General features: G+C 56.8%; 11 protein-coding genes and 6 pseudogenes. 5 read left to right on the plus strand and 12 right to left on the minus strand.

Annotation, left to right across the window (positions count from 1 at the left end; all coding sequences use genetic code 11):
- Positions 1–2: 2 nt before the first annotated feature.
- From N7E01_RS05485 to N7E01_RS05505, 5 genes are read right to left on the minus strand one after another with little or no spacing between them, the layout of a single operon-like run.
- Positions 3–383: an ATP-binding cassette domain-containing protein gene (locus tag N7E01_RS05485; protein WP_289174865.1), complete on the minus strand. Its 381-nt coding sequence runs from the start codon at positions 381–383 to the stop codon at positions 3–5.
- On the minus strand, positions 376–1,173 hold the full coding sequence (locus N7E01_RS05490) for an ABC transporter ATP-binding protein (RefSeq protein ID WP_289174866.1): 798 nt from the start codon (positions 1,171–1,173) through the stop codon (positions 376–378). Before N7E01_RS05490 ends, N7E01_RS05485 begins: the two co-directional genes overlap by 8 nt.
- The gene (locus tag N7E01_RS05495; RefSeq protein ID WP_289174867.1) at positions 1,170–2,033 is read right to left on the minus strand and encodes a branched-chain amino acid ABC transporter permease; all 864 of its coding nucleotides are present in this window, start codon (positions 2,031–2,033) and stop codon (positions 1,170–1,172) included. The genes N7E01_RS05490 and N7E01_RS05495 overlap by 4 nt, the downstream gene beginning before the upstream one ends.
- An 11-nt stretch (positions 2,034–2,044) precedes the next feature.
- A complete protein-coding gene (locus N7E01_RS05500; protein WP_093970726.1) occupies positions 2,045–2,908 on the minus strand; it encodes a branched-chain amino acid ABC transporter permease in 864 nt (287 codons plus the stop codon).
- Between the two features lie 60 nt (positions 2,909–2,968).
- Positions 2,969–4,129, minus strand: coding sequence for an ABC transporter substrate-binding protein (locus N7E01_RS05505; protein WP_289174868.1), 1,161 nt, complete (start codon positions 4,127–4,129; stop codon positions 2,969–2,971).
- Between the two features lie 158 nt (positions 4,130–4,287).
- On the opposite strand from N7E01_RS05505, the pseudogene hutC reads away from it, so the two are divergent.
- A pseudogene (hutC, locus tag N7E01_RS05510) lies at positions 4,288–4,990 on the plus strand (histidine utilization transcriptional repressor HutC).
- A gap of 161 nt (positions 4,991–5,151) precedes the next feature.
- Here the strand turns inward: hutC and N7E01_RS05515 are convergent.
- Positions 5,152–5,391, minus strand: a pseudogene (locus N7E01_RS05515) (IS1634 family transposase); the annotation flags it as partial.
- Positions 5,392–5,510: 119 nt separating this feature from the next.
- Between N7E01_RS05515 and N7E01_RS05520 the strand changes: the two are divergent.
- Positions 5,511–5,666: pseudogene (locus tag N7E01_RS05520) on the plus strand (IS5/IS1182 family transposase); the annotation flags it as partial.
- Positions 5,667–5,716: 50 nt separating this feature from the next.
- On the opposite strand, the pseudogene N7E01_RS05525 reads toward N7E01_RS05520, so the two are convergent.
- The 3 genes and pseudogenes from N7E01_RS05525 to N7E01_RS05535 all read right to left on the minus strand — a co-directional run.
- Positions 5,717–6,199: pseudogene (locus N7E01_RS05525) on the minus strand (IS3 family transposase); the annotation flags it as partial.
- Between the two features lie 83 nt (positions 6,200–6,282).
- Positions 6,283–7,800, minus strand: coding sequence for a group II intron reverse transcriptase/maturase (gene ltrA / locus N7E01_RS05530; protein ID WP_289174871.1), 1,518 nt, complete (start codon positions 7,798–7,800; stop codon positions 6,283–6,285).
- 680 nt (positions 7,801–8,480) lie between these two features.
- Positions 8,481–9,195: pseudogene (locus tag N7E01_RS05535) on the minus strand (IS3 family transposase); the annotation flags it as partial.
- 71 nt (positions 9,196–9,266) lie between these two features.
- Between N7E01_RS05535 and N7E01_RS05540 the strand changes: the two are divergent.
- A pseudogene (locus N7E01_RS05540) lies at positions 9,267–9,581 on the plus strand (transposase); the annotation flags it as partial.
- A 51-nt stretch (positions 9,582–9,632) separates the two neighbouring features.
- Here N7E01_RS05540 and N7E01_RS05545 read toward each other — a convergent pair.
- The gene (locus N7E01_RS05545; protein ID WP_350495002.1) at positions 9,633–10,100 is read right to left on the minus strand and encodes a transposase; all 468 of its coding nucleotides are present in this window, start codon (positions 10,098–10,100) and stop codon (positions 9,633–9,635) included.
- Between the two features lie 492 nt (positions 10,101–10,592).
- Between N7E01_RS05545 and N7E01_RS19300 the strand changes: the two genes are divergently transcribed.
- Positions 10,593–10,850 (plus strand): sugar dehydrogenase complex small subunit, encoded by a 258-nt coding sequence (locus tag N7E01_RS19300; RefSeq protein WP_434089577.1) that lies wholly within the window; start codon positions 10,593–10,595, stop codon positions 10,848–10,850.
- Positions 10,851–10,862: 12 nt separating this feature from the next.
- The gene (locus tag N7E01_RS05550; protein WP_289174874.1) at positions 10,863–12,488 is read left to right on the plus strand and encodes a GMC family oxidoreductase; all 1,626 of its coding nucleotides are present in this window, start codon (positions 10,863–10,865) and stop codon (positions 12,486–12,488) included.
- Positions 12,489–12,648: 160 nt separating this feature from the next.
- Here N7E01_RS05550 and N7E01_RS05555 read toward each other — a convergent pair whose 3' ends face one another.
- Both N7E01_RS05555 and N7E01_RS05560 read right to left on the minus strand, forming a co-directional pair.
- The gene (locus N7E01_RS05555) at positions 12,649–13,629 is read right to left on the minus strand and encodes a GGDEF domain-containing protein (RefSeq protein WP_289174875.1); all 981 of its coding nucleotides are present in this window, start codon (positions 13,627–13,629) and stop codon (positions 12,649–12,651) included.
- A gap of 30 nt (positions 13,630–13,659) precedes the next feature.
- A complete protein-coding gene (locus N7E01_RS05560) occupies positions 13,660–14,586 on the minus strand; it encodes a helix-turn-helix transcriptional regulator (RefSeq protein WP_289174876.1) in 927 nt (308 codons plus the stop codon).
- Between the last annotated feature and the right edge of the window lie 135 nt (positions 14,587–14,721).

Below are 14,721 nucleotides of genomic sequence, written 5' to 3' on the forward strand. Positions count from 1 at the left end.
CGTTAGCCGTTCGCCCAATCGGGGAAGAGAGACAGCACAAAGTCGCGGTCTTCAGCAAAATCGCTTTTGGGGCGGATCAGCCCGCCAACCCGCAGGTTGTCTTCAACGCTCAGGTCTTTGAACAAGCGTCGTCCTTCAGGCGAAATAGCCAACCCGCGCCGGACGCGTTCGTAGGCCGACAGTTGGCTGATGTCTTCGTCGTTGAAAACAATACGACCACTGTTAAGTTGGACGTGGCCGGCCAGGCACATGAGCGTGGATGACTTGCCGGCGCCGTTGGCACCCAGCAAGCCGGTGATGGTGCCGGGGCGTAGCGACAACGATATGCCGTGTACGGCTTCGAAGGCGCCGTAGCCACAAGAGAGATCTTTGATATCAAGCATGGGCGTCTCCGGTTTCGGTATCGCTGGCTTCGGTACTTTCGGCCCCAAGGTAGGCCGCTCGTACGTTGGGCTGCGCCATGACTTCGCGCGGTGCACCGCTGGCAATTTTGCGGCCATTGTCAAGGACGACCAAACGCTGGCAAATACGCATGACCTCGCTGAGGTTGTGTTCGATAAGAATGATGGTGACGCCTTGCTGATTGACCTCGGCTATGGTGTCGGCCAGGGTACGCGCCTCTTTTGAATTCAGCCCGGCCAGCGGTTCGTCGAGCAGTAAAAGTTCGGGGTCGAGCGCCAGCGCACGCGCCATTTCCATGCGCTTGAGCACGCCTAAGGGCTGGATGCCCGGCATTTGGTCGGCCAGGTGCGCGATGCCCACGCGTTCGAGCATGGTTAGGGCGCGAGTGCGTTCGGCCTGGGCCGACACATGCAGCAGGGCTTTAAGCGGTGATTGCGTGTAACCGCTACCGGCGGCCAGTGCCACGTTGTCGAGAATGGAGATTTCTCGAAACGGCTTGACTAACTGTTGTGACAGCGACAAGCCTTTGCGGATACGCTGGTGAACCGGCAGGTTGCTGATGTCTTGGCCATTGAGTACAACCCGGCCGGCAACGGGCTTGACCACACCCGTAATACTACGCATGGCGGTGGTTTTGCCGGCGCCGTTGGGCCCGATCAGGCCAAGCAGCTCGCCGCGTTGTACATTGAACGATACGTTGTCGACGGCGACCAGACCGCCAAACTGGACGGTGACCCCGGACACTTCAAGCAAATGCGAGTTTTGTGTCATGTGGCACCCCCTGCCACAGGCTTGTTGAACCGACGCCAAACTGCGCGGACGATACCTGCCACGCCGTTGGGTGAAAAGCGCATCATCAGGAACAACAGCCCGCCATAGACCAGCAATTTGTAGTCGCCAATGACCTGGAACCAGGCAGGTAGCGCAGATAACACCGCAGCACCGAAAATGACGCCGGGTACCGAGCCGATGCCCCCGAATACGACCATGGACAGCACGGTGACTGATTCGATAAAGCCGAAGCTATCGGGGCCAATGTAATTGAAGTGCTGCGCATACAAACCGCCCGACAACCCGGCCAGCGCGGTGCCCATGGCAAAGGCGGCTAGCTTGTAGCGAGGCACGTCGATGCTGAGTACGCGCATGGTGTCTTCGTCTTCGGCAATGCCGTTGAACACCCGGCCCATCCAAGATTTTTTAATGTACAGGCAAAAGGCGGCAACGAGCGCGGCCAGGACGACGGCAAAAACCATGAATTCGGGCTTGCTGAAGCCCGACGACGGGAAGCCCGACAGGCCCATTTCGCCACCCAGCCAGTCTTGCTGACGCACAATGCCCACAAACAGAAAGACGACGCCCATGGTGGTAATGGCCAGGAAGTCGTGCCTTACACGCAGGCTGGCCAGTCCGACAATGGCGCCAACCACACCTGCCAGCAGCATAGCGACAGGCAGCGTCAGCAAGAAAGGCACGCCGGCATTACACAGCATGACCGAGGTGTAGGCCCCGATGCCCAGAAAGGCCGAGTGTCCCAGGCTGATTTGCCCGCAAAAGCCGGTAATCAGGTTAAGCGACAGCGCAAACAAGACGCTGATGGCCATGGAGGTAATAAGCGATATTTCGTAAGCCATGGTCTGTCTCCTTAGCGCTTGGCAAACAGCCCCTGGGGCCGGATCATGAGAACCAGAATCAGGAAGGCGAACGCAATGGCGTCACGGTCGACGAACTGGCTGAGGTAGATGGCGCCGAAGGCTTCGGTAACGCCCAATACCAGCGCAGCCAGCAGGGTGCCGCGCACCGACCCCATGCCGCCCAGCACAATAATGGCCAGGCCTTTGTACGACGGGACGCTGCCCATGGTGGGTTCGACCAAGTTATTGAGCATGCCCATCCAGACGCCCGCGAAGCCGGCCAACGCCGAACCGACGAAGAAGTTCAGGTCGCGTACGGTGCGTAGACGGATGCCGAACGATTCGGCCATTTGCGGATCGGTAACGGTGGCCTGGCAGGCAATGCCGATGCGGGTTTTAACCTGTAAGTAGCCCAGTACGGCAATAATGGCAACGGTACTGAGTGTGGCCAGGATTTCGGCCTGAGAGAACTGCAAGCCGCCAAACAGGGGGATATGTTCTTGCAAGGGTTGAACTGCATACGACAACCCCATAGCGCCGAACAAAATGCGAAACCCTTCTTCGAAGGCGATGTACAAGCCAATCGAGGCGATGAGCGCCACGTAGGGCGGCTGTTTAAGAATAGGTTCGTAACACAGGCGGTACATGGCGACACCAACCAGGCCAGCCAGCAACATGGCGGCCACAAAAGCCAGTGGCAAACTGCCAGTACTGTTATAGACAAGCACACTGACATATCCGCCCAAGGTAAACAGGGCGGCATGGGCAACGTGCAGGATGCGCAGCAGTCCGTAGACCAGCGTCAGCCCCAAGGCGATGAGTGCATACAGACTGCCTTGCACCAGGCCTTGGGCAACGAGCTCGACAAAGAGCATGTTGACTCCAGATTCAGGAAATGAAAAGGGGCCCCGCCAACGCCGGCGGGGCCAATGGACTTACTTGCTGTCTTTGGTGGGCGCGGCCAGCAGGACAGGATCGTGAATAACGGAATGACGTGCCCAGTAGCCGTTTTTGATGGTCTGGACTTGGACGTCTTTGTTGACTTCGTGCAGGCCGTTGAATTCGAGCTTGCCAATAGGCATTTCGTAAGAGCTGCCGGCGATGGCGTCGCGCAGTTCGGCTCCACCCTTACCGCCAGTTTTCTTCAGCCCTTCGATAAGAATGGACGTTGCGCTGTACGTGGAGGCGGCCACCATATCAGCCCCGAAACCGGCTTTGGCGCGGAAGTCTTTCAGGAAGGTCTGTGTGATGGGTGATGCCGATTCGCGGTCAAGCGACGTGGTGACGAGCGTGCCTTCGGCTGCGGGGCCGGCGATTTCGATGAACTTGTCGCTGTCGTAGCCTTCTTGGCCAATGATGGGGGCCGTGATACCGGCGGCGCGCATTTGGGACACCAGCGGGCCGGCGTTAAAGAAGTAGCCGGACGCGTAAATGACTTCGGGGTTATCGCTTTTTACTTTGGCGATCAGCGGGCCAAACTGGCGATCTTTGATGCCATATTCGTATTCGTTGACGATGTTTAGGTCAAACTTTGGGGCGGCGTCTTTGAAGCCGTTGGCCAGTGCCTGGCCGAAGTCGTTTTTAAGTGTGACCAGAACAACGCGCTTTTTGCCCAGGTTGTCGACCAACTTGGCGCCGGCACGGCCCTGGACCTCGCCCATGGAGGACACGCGGAACATGTAGTCGCCGGTGCGGGTAATGCTAGGGTCGATAGAGTAGGCGACAACATACGGAACTTTGGCGTTTTGGAAGATGCTGGCTGCTGCGCGTGTCGAGGCGGAGTACGGCCCCGACACGGCGCCGACTACCTGGTCCTTTTCAGTCAGTTTGGTGGCGGCTGGAATGGCATCTTTAGGCGATGCCTGGTCGTCGTAAACGATGAGATCGATTTTCTCGCCATTAATGCCGCCGCTTGCGTTGGCCTTTTCAACGGCCAGTTGTGCGCCGATAAGTGCCGAGTTACCGTCGGCCGCAGCAAAGCCAGTAAGTGGTACGTTGATGCCGATCTTGATGTCGGCCAGTGCCGAGGTGGTGCCGAAAGCAGCGCATACAGCCAGCGCGAGGGAAAACTTGCGGGTAAGCGAATAGCGGTTCATGTTCTCTCCTAGGTTATGAAAAAAGTGTGTTGTCACCCCTTTTTTCCATCATAATTTGTCTATACAACTTTGCAAAGTATATTTGCAGCATTTTTTTGGGTAATAACCCGAATCTTTTTATGTGCAATACCTATCCTTTAGATAATGGGGAGTGTGTTATGTCGGAACAGGAAGTTCCGCTGTACCAACGGATCAAAGACTATTTGTTGACTGAAATTCAGGGGGCAAGTGGCACGAGGGGAGGCAATTCCGCCCGAAATTTCGCTGGCGCGTCAGTTTGGAGTGTCGCGCATGACCGTGAACCGAGCGGTGCGAGAGCTGACCGCCGAGAACATTCTGAAGCGCATCCAGGGCTCGGGCACCTATGTGGCGCACCGCAAGTATCAGGCCACATTGGTGGCGATTAAAAACATCGCTGACGAGGTGCGTGGCCGGGGCCATCGGCACAGCAGCCAGGTGCTGCAGCTTGAAAGCGCATCAGCGTCCGAGGCGCTGGCGGTGCAGTTCGAGGTGCAACCGGGCCATCCGCTGTTTCATTCCGTTATTGTTCACTTCGATAATCAGACGCCCATCCAGTACGAAGATCGTTGGGTCAATGCTGAGGTTGCCCCCGACTATATGGCACTGGATTTTTCGGTGTCGACGCCGAACGAGCATTTGATGCGCGTGGCGCCCTTGCAGGGTGTGCGCTATTGCATCGAGGCGGTCAACGCGCCCGCTGATATTGCCGCCCACTTGCATGTACCGGAACATGAGGCGTGTCTGGTTTTGTACCGAACCACGCTGGCGCTGGACCAGGTCGCATCGGTCGTGACCATGTGGTACCCGGGTAGCCGCTATCAGTTCGAGGGCCGACTGTAGTCGGGTTTACGGAGGCGGCAGGGGCTTGCGTTGGGCGGCCGTGCCGCCCGTTGCCGCTTGTTTCTGAAATTTAGTATGGCGCCGAATGTTGTGGTCACCTGAGTTCGACAGTTAAGATCGTAAGCCGTTGATTTATAACAACTTGGCTTTAAAACGCTCCACTACAAATTCACATACGCCACATCAGCGGCTGGTTTTTTGACCTTCAAGCTGGCCAGTACGGCGGTTTGCTCTGCATCCATTGCCGAGATGCCGGTAATCGGCATCTGACCTTCAAATGTCACCTTATGGGTTTGAATCCGGCGCAGTACCGACAAGGCTCGCTCGGGCGAACGCACGTCAGGCACTGGCGTTTGGTGCAATCGGGCACGCATGACACGCGCCAATACCAACGCAATAAAGCGTCGGCCCTGAAAAATCCCCACAACCCGCATAAACACTGATGATGAGTGCAATTTCGGATACCCAGAACTCCCAGTTTGTTGTCCAATAGAGGCTGTTTTCTGGGAGTTTTATTTCGATGTTTGCCTGCCCTGCCACCGATGATTTTTTCCGTTCTCGCATTGATCAGATGATTGACCTTCGTCATCCGTTGGCGGTGTTGTCCTCGCGCATGCCATGGCAAGAACTTGAGGCACGGGTGGCCCATCTGTTTGTTCGTAAAGCCCACACGGGGGTCGCGATGTAGTGGTCAAGTTTTTTGGACACGCCGATCAGGCGGTGGGGTTATGCACAGGCGGGCAACTGGGTGGCAGGGCTGGCCAGCATTTCATACTGCGCGGGTGATCGGTAGCCAAGTTTTGAATGCAATCGGGTACTGTTATAAAAGTTAACAATGTAGTCGGTGATGTCCTGTTTGGCTTCTAAATGGTTGGCATACCGAGTCTGCCAGACACGCTCCATTTTCAAATTCAGAAAGAAGCGCTCCATCACGGCATTGTCCCAACAATTACCCTTGCGACTCATGCTGAGCACCAGCCCGTGGTTTTCAAGTAACTGCCGGTGTTCAGTGCTGGCATATTGACTGCCTCGGTCAGAGTGAACCAACAAACCCGGTGCCGGCTGGCGAACCGAAATGGCCATGCTCAAGGCATCACACACCAACTGTGCGGGCATGGTAGGTGCCATGGACCAACCCACGATACGACGTGAATACAGATCCAATACAGCGGCCAGATACAGCCAGCCGCTGTCGGTACGAAGTAGAGTAAGAGACAGGGCGTAGTCGAACTATTTCCCTGCCTCTCCTCTCCGAACCGGACGTGCACCTTTCAGCGCATCCGGCTCTCCATCTAAGCGTTGCTCATAGCAAAGGCGACATCGACGTAGCGCGACTCGATAGTATTTCGTACCTCGTCGCGCAGAATATACGGATTTTCCATCGGCGTACGCCATGTGAAGCGGCCCTTGCGGCTGGTAACAAGACGCCGAAGCGCCACCGCCCCATACCAACCCCGACTATTCTGGCCTTCAAGAACCCATGTTTTGGCTCTTCCCGGTTCGGGCTCGCGGACATACTTGCGCATCAACGACCTGAATCCACGTCGGTACTTGCGCGCGAGCCAGTACCCGAACTTCCAGAAGACGGTCCGGTCAACTTTCCGAAACATGATGGCGGTGTAGTCGGTGTATTGATAGAAAGCAGCCCAGCCAGCAAGTTGCCGATTCAGGCTTTCCATCAGATCCATCCGGTTGTTGTCGTAGTTACCCGACAGTTGTTTGACTAGCCGCAAGGCAAAACCCCGGCACTTCTCCCACGGAATCGTCGTCACAGGTCGCATGCGACCACGTGGTCCACGTTTGCGAATGATTCTGTGACCCAGGAAGACGAAGCCGTCATTCACATGCGTAATATGGGTTTTCTCCATATTTAGCGTGAGCTTCAGCTCGCCTTCAAGAAATCCGCGACATGCTTCACGTACGGTCTCAGCATGTTCACGAGTTCCCTTGACTACGATCACAAAGTCATCGGCGTACCGGCAGTAGGCTACAGCAGGTTTCCATTGCCGGTTTTCTCGCACAGCAATGGGCCGCTGCTTGAGAATGCCGAAGTTCCACGCCCACCGATCCTTGCGCACCTTCTTGTTCAGGTAGTTCCGTTCCATCCACGCATCGAACTCATGCAACATGATGTTGGATAACAGGGGTGAGATGACACCGCCCTGAGGAACGCCTTTGCTTGAAGCACGGAACAGATCGCGATCAACGCAGCCCGCCTTGATGAATTTCCAGAGCAGAGCAAGGAAGCGCTGGTCGGCGATGCGCTTGCGGATTCCCTTCATCAGCAGGCGATGATGCACCGTGTCGAAGTAACTGGCGAGGTCGCCCTCGATGACCCAGCGTCCGGCGACACTTTGTTCACCACCGTCTTGCAACTGAAGCTTCACCGTGCGAATCGCATGATGTACGCTACGGGCCGGTCTGAAGCCATAGGAAGCCGGGTGGAAATCGCTTTCCCATATTGGCTCCATGGCCATTAGCATGGCCCGTTGCACGATCCGATCCCGCAGGCTCGGAATGCCAAGAGGCCTGAGCGTGCCATTCGCTTTCGGTATATACACGCGTCGTGCGGGCAACGGACTGTACGAGCCCGCCAGCAATTCTTCGCGTATCGTCGCCAGTTCGTGCTGAAGATTCATTTCCAGCATACGTTTGTCAACGCCATCAACGCCCGGCGTGCGTGCTCCGCTGGAAGCCAGCGTAATGCGAGCCGCTTCGCTCAGCCAATCTTTGTCGGCAATCAGTCGTAGGAGTCGATCGAACTTGCGTTCTTTGTCCTCGGTTGACCATATCGCCAGTTTGTTTTGCATTTCACTGATTATCAAAGGTCTTCACCTCATTGTGGTCAATTAATCCGCCAAACAAACCACTTAAACTGCCCGCCTTCGCCATGTGGCTGGTTTTCCCAACCTCGGACTACTACGCGGGCTCCGCCAGCCTGCACATCATCGGGGGCACACTCCTTAGCATTTGTGCAAGCCTTCCCCAGTTCACATGCTGGACTCAACACACGGGCGAGGCTGCCTGTCGCAGTCTTTATCCTTGCTTGTTGCAAGTCGTCGCAAACACCACGGTCTAGCTGCGCTCTCTCCGTAGTTCCCTGCTGACCAGCATACATATCCAATCAGCATTTGTGGCGCCGGGCCATACGTGTGCCTAGCTCCAGTTCGCGTCCTGCCCGTAAAGCGGTGTGGGCAGGGGTGACATTTCAACCCTCAGATGCGATTTAACAGGTTCGTGTTCCTCAACCGTCCCATGCTCAGCCTAGAGACTCATCTTGGCGTAACCGCTTCGCCGCAAGCCCCGTTTCCCACGGACTTCGTCACCTTGCCAGTGTCGGCAAGTCACCGCCGCTTCGGCTCACTTTCTCTCGCAGCAGAGAAAGGGCATGCCCCGGTACCGCAACGTTTATCGTCCCCGGGTCCTGCATTCCAAACATGCTCAAGCAGCTTCACCCCCATGCAGGCGGGCTACGCTGGCTGGGCGTACTGTACGTCACATCGCACACCCAGGCCGTATTGGGGGCCTCAGGCGCAAACTGACGATTGAGCACGTTCTCAGCCACCGGCAGATGATGTTTGCTATCGGTGGTATGAACGAACTTGCGACGCCAACAGACCTTGAGTCCGCAGGCTTTCATCAAGGTTCGACAGCGGTGGCGTCCAACGTCATGACCTTGGGCACGCAGGGCTGCGCTCAAGCGACGACTGCCGTACGTTCGACCACTGGCAAGAAAAACCGCCTGAGCATGCACACTGTCCTGACAAAAAGGTGCGGGTGTACTTGCTCTGCGACGCGCGGCGTAGTAACCAGAGCGGCTGATGTCCAATGCCTGACAGACCTGTTTGATCGGTGCCTCCTTCGCTAACTCAGTGACGACATCGTGGATCACTTCATTTCCCGTGCGAAGAAGGCCGAGGCCTTTTTAAGATTTCGTTGTCCGATTTCAGTCGCCGGACTTCGGCTTCCAGTTCTCGAATACGCTGCTGCTCAGCCGTTAACGGTTTGCCAATCCCGGGCCTGCCGCACGATTCTTCATTCAGTTGGTGCACCCAGCGTCGGACCACACTTTCGGTCAGCTTCATTTCGCGGCAGACCTGGCTGACGCTGACGCCTTGCTCGCGAACCATGCGCGCCACCTGCAACTTGAACGCTGGGTCAAAGGTTCGGCGATTCTTGGTTGTGTCGGTTGTCTTGTCGGTCATCTCTTCATGTTCCTTGTCGGGGGAAAACACCCGATCAAAGTGTCCATTTAAATTTGACCACAACACTGGAACGACAGCAGCTGAAACGCAGACAAGCCATTGAGCCGATCATCGGCCACCTGAAAGCGGATCACCGCATGGATCGCTGTCACCTTAAAGGTGAAGAAGGTGACCGGCTGCATGCCGTGTTGTGCGCGGCGGGCTACAACCTCAAATGGCTGCTGCGTATGATTGCCAAGAAGGGGTGCCCTTCTTGCATGCGCTTTTTGCGCCTGAAAAAAGGCACCGCCGTGAGGGCGTTGCTGACGGCATTGGCGTGGGAGGCGGGTGCTGACCAGTTAAACCGTCATCGCAGCGTCATGCAAAGACCCATGTTGGCGGCGTGACGCAGCGTCTTGAATGGCCGTTTTCGGCCAAAATGAATAAATCAGCATCGACTACTTCTGGGCCATCCGGCGATACGTCTCGGACAGATCCATCACAATAACCCGCACGCTCTCACGCCCGGGAAGACGCTTTAAATAGCTGCGCAGACTCGCCTCAGAGCGCCCCAGCACCACATCAAACACCTTATGGTTCTTCAGATCCACCAGCGTGGTGGCATAGCCCTGCTTGCGCGTAAAGAAGTGCTCATCAATGCCCAGCACCTGCGGACACGCCCGGCCTGATAACTCCGAGACCCGCTGCTTCACAAACGACTGATACCAGCGCTCAACCGTGGCACTGCCTATCTGGTAGGTGATGGATAACTTGCGCTGACTCACACCGCCTTCATGGGCTTCGAACACCTCGAGCCGGTAGGCTTCGGTGGCGCGTCGACGCGGGCCAATACCGGCAAACCGATGACGAAAATACCGGTTGCACTGGGTGCAGTGGTACTTGGGCACGGCCAGGTGCAGCACCATCAATTGGTTACCTTGCCGCGTATGCTTGAGTGTGCGTTGGTACGTGGCCTTGATGCGCAGATTAGGCGCCTGACAGTACAGGCAACTAGGCCGACGTTTGGGCCTGGCCCAGACGTGAATATCCTGTGCCCGGTTGACCTGCTGAACAACTAAACCTGGGATCCCTAGGATAGAATCGATTGGGGACATCGACATACACTCCATTAAACGTGTTTCTTCGCAAAAACAAGTCTAATGAATGTCGGTGTCCCCTTTAATGATGAAGAGCCGGCTTCGCTCTATGATGAGGCATACCGGCTTTCCGCCTGATGGATCCACAAGCCCATGCCCAATCGACGCGCTGTTTTGCTCTCTGGTCTAGCGGTCGCTACAACCAGCCTGCCCCACCAGATTTTCGCCCAGACCGATTTTTCGCTCGATGACTTCATTGCGCTTTCGTCGACACTTACCGGCGCGCCGGTTTCGGCGCTAGACGTGCATGCAGCTCGCATCATGTTAGACGCTTTCAGGGAACGCGGGTTGTCAACTGCTTTGGCTCAGTTAGCAAACCAGGCAAGCCCTGGCGTCACCGCCTCGCCGCTAAGAAATGAAGTCGTTGCCGCCTGGTATTCAGGTGTCTGTAAAACAGCAAAGGGATCAGTGGTGGCCACCTACACCCAGGCACTATGCTGGCGCAACAGCACCTTTCTACACCCAGCAGGCTGGTGCGGCGGAGCAACCGGCTATTGGGGCCAACCACCCGTTGCGTAAGGATGCCACGCTATGCCTACCGTTTCTACCGACGTAGCAATTATTGGCTCGGGCGTGGCCGGATCACTGATAGCCTCACGCCTTGCTCAGGCAGGTCTGCGCGTGTGCATCCTGGAAGCGGGCGCTGCCGTCGATCGTGCAACTGCGGTCCAGACTTTTCACAAGGCTTTGATCAAGGTACCCGAATGTGCCTACCCGCCACGCGCTGAAGCCATGCATCCGGTCACAGACCAGTTGACGCACTGGTATCGGCAAAGCGGCCCCGATCTATTCAAAAGCACCTATCTCAAAGTACTGGGCGGCACCACCTGGCATTGGCTGGGATCATGCCCGCGACTCATTCCTTCTGATTTTCAGCTGAACACGAAATTTGGTCGCGCCGTTGACTGGCCAATCACCTACGACACTCTGGAACCCTACTACCTGCAGGCTGAACACGAACTTGGTGTCGCTGGTGACTCGAGCCAACCCATGGGCTCGCCACGCAGCGGCCCTTACATCATGCCGCCTATTCCACCCACCTGGCTCGACAAGGTCGTCGCGCAAGCACTTGAGGGCAGCCGTTTCGAGGTCAGCCCAACCCCGCAGGCCCGCAACTCGATTTTCAACGATCAACGTGCTGCTTGCTGCGGAAGCTCCAGCTGCATTCCTGTGTGCCCGATTCAGGCCAAGTACGACGCCACCGTGCATCTGAAACGTGCTACCGCTGCCGGCGCCTCGGTGCTTTCCGGCTCAACGGCCATTCGTCTGGAACCGTCCGCAGACGGGAGGATATCAACGCTAATTTTCCGGCGTTGGGACCGCTCTGAAGGCAAGATACACGCCAAAATTTTTGTTGTGGCCTGCAATGCCATCGAAACACCCCGCCTCTTGCTCGCCTCGCGCAGCGCGGCTTTTCCCAACGGCATCGCCAATCGGTCAGATCAGGTAGGTCGAAACCTCATGGACCACCCCATACAGTTGTCATGGGCATTGACGAATGAACCGGTTTATCCTTATCGGGGTCCGATATCAACCTCGGGCATCGAAAACCTGCGCGACGGTGAGTTCCGCAGAATCCATAGCGCCGTGCGTATCGAAATCGGTAACGACGGGTGGTCGTGGCCAACCGGTGCACCCATCACTACGGCAGCTCACCTGGCAGAACAAGGGCTGAGCGGCCACGAACTGGAAGCCGCTCTGGCAGATACCACCTCACGTCATCTGCGCGTAGCATCATTAACCGAGCAAGAGCCCGACCCTGAAAACCGCGTTAGTCTGGACCCAAACGATCACGATATGTACGGTGTTCCTTTGCCACGCATCAGCTATCGTCTTGGCGATTACGTTATACAGGGCATGGCATGGGCCCGCGAGCTCCACAGCGAACTATTTCACCGGCTCAAAGCAACCCAAACTCACCACGCACCTGAGTTCTTCGGGGCTGGACATATTCTAGGCACCACCCGCATGGGCAAAGACCCCGCATCGTCGGTTGTCGACCCGCAGCTGCGCTGTCACGATCACGCTAACCTGTTCATCGTGGGCGGCGGCGCCTTCCCAACGGTTGGAACGGCCAACCCCACCTTAACGATCGCAGCGCTCAGCTTGCGTGCTGCCGCTGATATTCAGCGCCAGCTGAGCGAAACGCCCGAATGATAGGAGCGCATCAAGGCCCACATCGAGCTGCAGCGAGTCGTCGCGCCGGAAACATTTTTTGATCAGATGAAAAATCTTCTCTTAAGCCTTCTCATGCGTTTTAAAACGCTGTAGTGATATCTTTGAACAGTCATCATCACAGACATAATCAACACAGTGCCTACGCCAATCGAACGCAGTTTCGACCTTGATTTTTGGCTTGATACAAAGCCGTGTCGGCCTGAGCTATCAACTCGGTAAGATTCGAAGGTCCGTGAGGCGTTTTCATGGCAATACCGATGCTTGCCGTTACCACTGAATGCGGCGAACGCTCATTGGGTAGAGCCAGTGCCTGAATCTCCGCACGCATACGCTCAGCCAGCCCAAGGGCGTCTTGCGTGGTAATAGCTGGAAGAATAATGCCAAACTCCTCACCGCCGTAACGTGCGGCCAAGTCACCTTCACGGCGCGCATACCTGCGCAATACAGCAGCAATACGCTGCAATGCCTTATCGCCCGCCAAGTGCCCGTGATCATCGTTGTAAACTTTGAAGTAATCCACATCCAAAAGCATCAGAGCCATAGCTTGACCCGTTCGAGACACGCGTGCGAACTCCAGCTCGGCTGTTCTATCAAAGTGACGACGATTCGCGATACCGGTGAGCCCATCAGTCATCGACAACTCGGCCAATTGCCTGTTTGCTTGCGCGAGCGACTCAGTGCGCTCAATCACCTTCTGCTCAAGCTCCTCAGCATGATGATGCTGCTGTTTGGCCATGCTTTCGAGAGCGGCCGTCAAACTGGCAAGCTCTTTCACCCCCGTACGAATAGGTGGCGCAGCAACCCACTGACCAGTCTTCAGCCCCCGTGCCCATTTGTCGAGCATGCGCAATGGCTGGGTCAACCAATAAGTAAAAAACAGGGCAAGCAATAATCCAATACCTACAACCACCGATCCCAGATAGATCGCATCACGTACGATGGACTGGGTTGAATCCAATGATCGATTGCGCGGCAAAGAAATGGCTATTTTAAAAACCGGCCCATCCGGCAAACGTAAGGAACCCCAGCTCAGCATAAAACGACCATCTTCATTTTGAATGGGCAACTTGGCGTTGGCCTGCAGGTGCGACCAGCGCGCCTCCTTGGTCACCCAGAACACGTGCTGGTTTCGTTCTGTGCCATCGTGTTCTTATCCTTTGCGTAATGTCTTTGCTGCCGGGGCTTGATAGCCCGGCGCGAGCTTGGCGTTCTCGACGCCGTACAGCGCCAGCGGATCGCTTAAGGCCAGGCGGTACTGTTCTTCCTTGAGGCGGTGGTCAGGCGAGCAGTCCACGCTCCAGCGCAGCAGCATGTAGCCCGCGACGGCGGCGCGAACGCGCAGCTTGAGCGAGCCTTCCTTCATGCCGTAGTCCATCCGGATGATGTCTGGGCGGGCCAGGTGCGGATGGGGAACCAGCTCCAGCTCGACGATGCGCGTCCACTGGATGTCGTTGTCCGGGCGCTCGTTGGGCTGTGGCTCCTCGTCGAGCAGCGTCGGCGCTTCGATACGGGTGACGACGAAGTCCCGGAACTCGCCGCTCTTCCTATCAAATGCCCGGATGTGCCAGCGCAGGCCGGTGTCCACCAGCGCGAAGGGAACGATGACGCGCTCGGACTCACCGCTGCTCATCGAGTGGTAGCGGATAGCAACTGGCCGCTTGGCGTGGATCGCTCGGCAGACCGGGGCCAGCACATCCATCCTGGGGTTGCTCAGGGCGGTGGGCGACTCGCACGGCAGCAGCGGTTGCGTTGCGCCGTTCACACCATCGCCGAAGCCCAGAGCCAGGGCCGACAGCACGCGCTGCGATGCGTGATCGAACAGCGACGAGAACGCCTGCCCGATACGGTAGATCTTGTTGCTACCGTCAAAGGTGATGTTCTGCGGCGCGATTTCCCGGTACAGCGCCAAGTCGCGTGTCGCGCCTGCCGGAGCCACGCCGAAGCGCTCAATCAGATCCGGGCGACCGATCTCACCGAAGAAGTAGAGCCGGAAGTCGATGTAGGCCAGCCGCTCGCGCTGGGCGTGGCTCAAGCTCTCGACGCGCTGGGGTTGAGTCGCCGAAGGCTCTTCATCCACGACGGACGACCAAAAGGCTGTGATTGGTTTTATGTTTGTCCATTGGTAGCCGGCTCACATCATCAAAATGATGACATTACGCGCGACTGCTTGTCGCTGAGCAAGCAATCGAAGTGGACAAATCGTCGACTCCAC

The sequence above is a fragment of the Neopusillimonas aromaticivorans genome (assembly GCF_030344915.1).
Lineage (GTDB): Bacteria > Pseudomonadota > Gammaproteobacteria > Burkholderiales > Burkholderiaceae_B > Neopusillimonas > Neopusillimonas aromaticivorans.

Excerpts from the sequence above, each read along its gene's own strand:
- N7E01_RS05550 (WP_289174874.1), top strand. The coding sequence starts at position 10,863 with ATGCCTACCGTTTCTACCGACGTAGCAATTATTGGCTCGGGCGTGGCC.
- N7E01_RS05485 (WP_289174865.1), bottom strand. The coding sequence starts at position 383 with ATGCTTGATATCAAAGATCTCTCTTGTGGCTACGGCGCCTTCGAAGCC.
- N7E01_RS19300 (WP_434089577.1), top strand. The coding sequence starts at position 10,593 with ATGTTAGACGCTTTCAGGGAACGCGGGTTGTCAACTGCTTTGGCTCAG.
- N7E01_RS05495 (WP_289174867.1), bottom strand. The coding sequence starts at position 2,033 with ATGGCTTACGAAATATCGCTTATTACCTCCATGGCCATCAGCGTCTTG.
- N7E01_RS05505 (WP_289174868.1), bottom strand. The coding sequence starts at position 4,129 with ATGAACCGCTATTCGCTTACCCGCAAGTTTTCCCTCGCGCTGGCTGTA.
- N7E01_RS05545 (WP_350495002.1), bottom strand. The coding sequence starts at position 10,100 with ATGGTGCTGCACCTGGCCGTGCCCAAGTACCACTGCACCCAGTGCAAC.
- N7E01_RS05500 (WP_093970726.1), bottom strand. The coding sequence starts at position 2,908 with ATGCTCTTTGTCGAGCTCGTTGCCCAAGGCCTGGTGCAAGGCAGTCTG.
- ltrA (WP_289174871.1), bottom strand. The coding sequence starts at position 7,800 with ATGCAAAACAAACTGGCGATATGGTCAACCGAGGACAAAGAACGCAAG.
- N7E01_RS05490 (WP_289174866.1), bottom strand. The coding sequence starts at position 1,173 with ATGACACAAAACTCGCATTTGCTTGAAGTGTCCGGGGTCACCGTCCAG.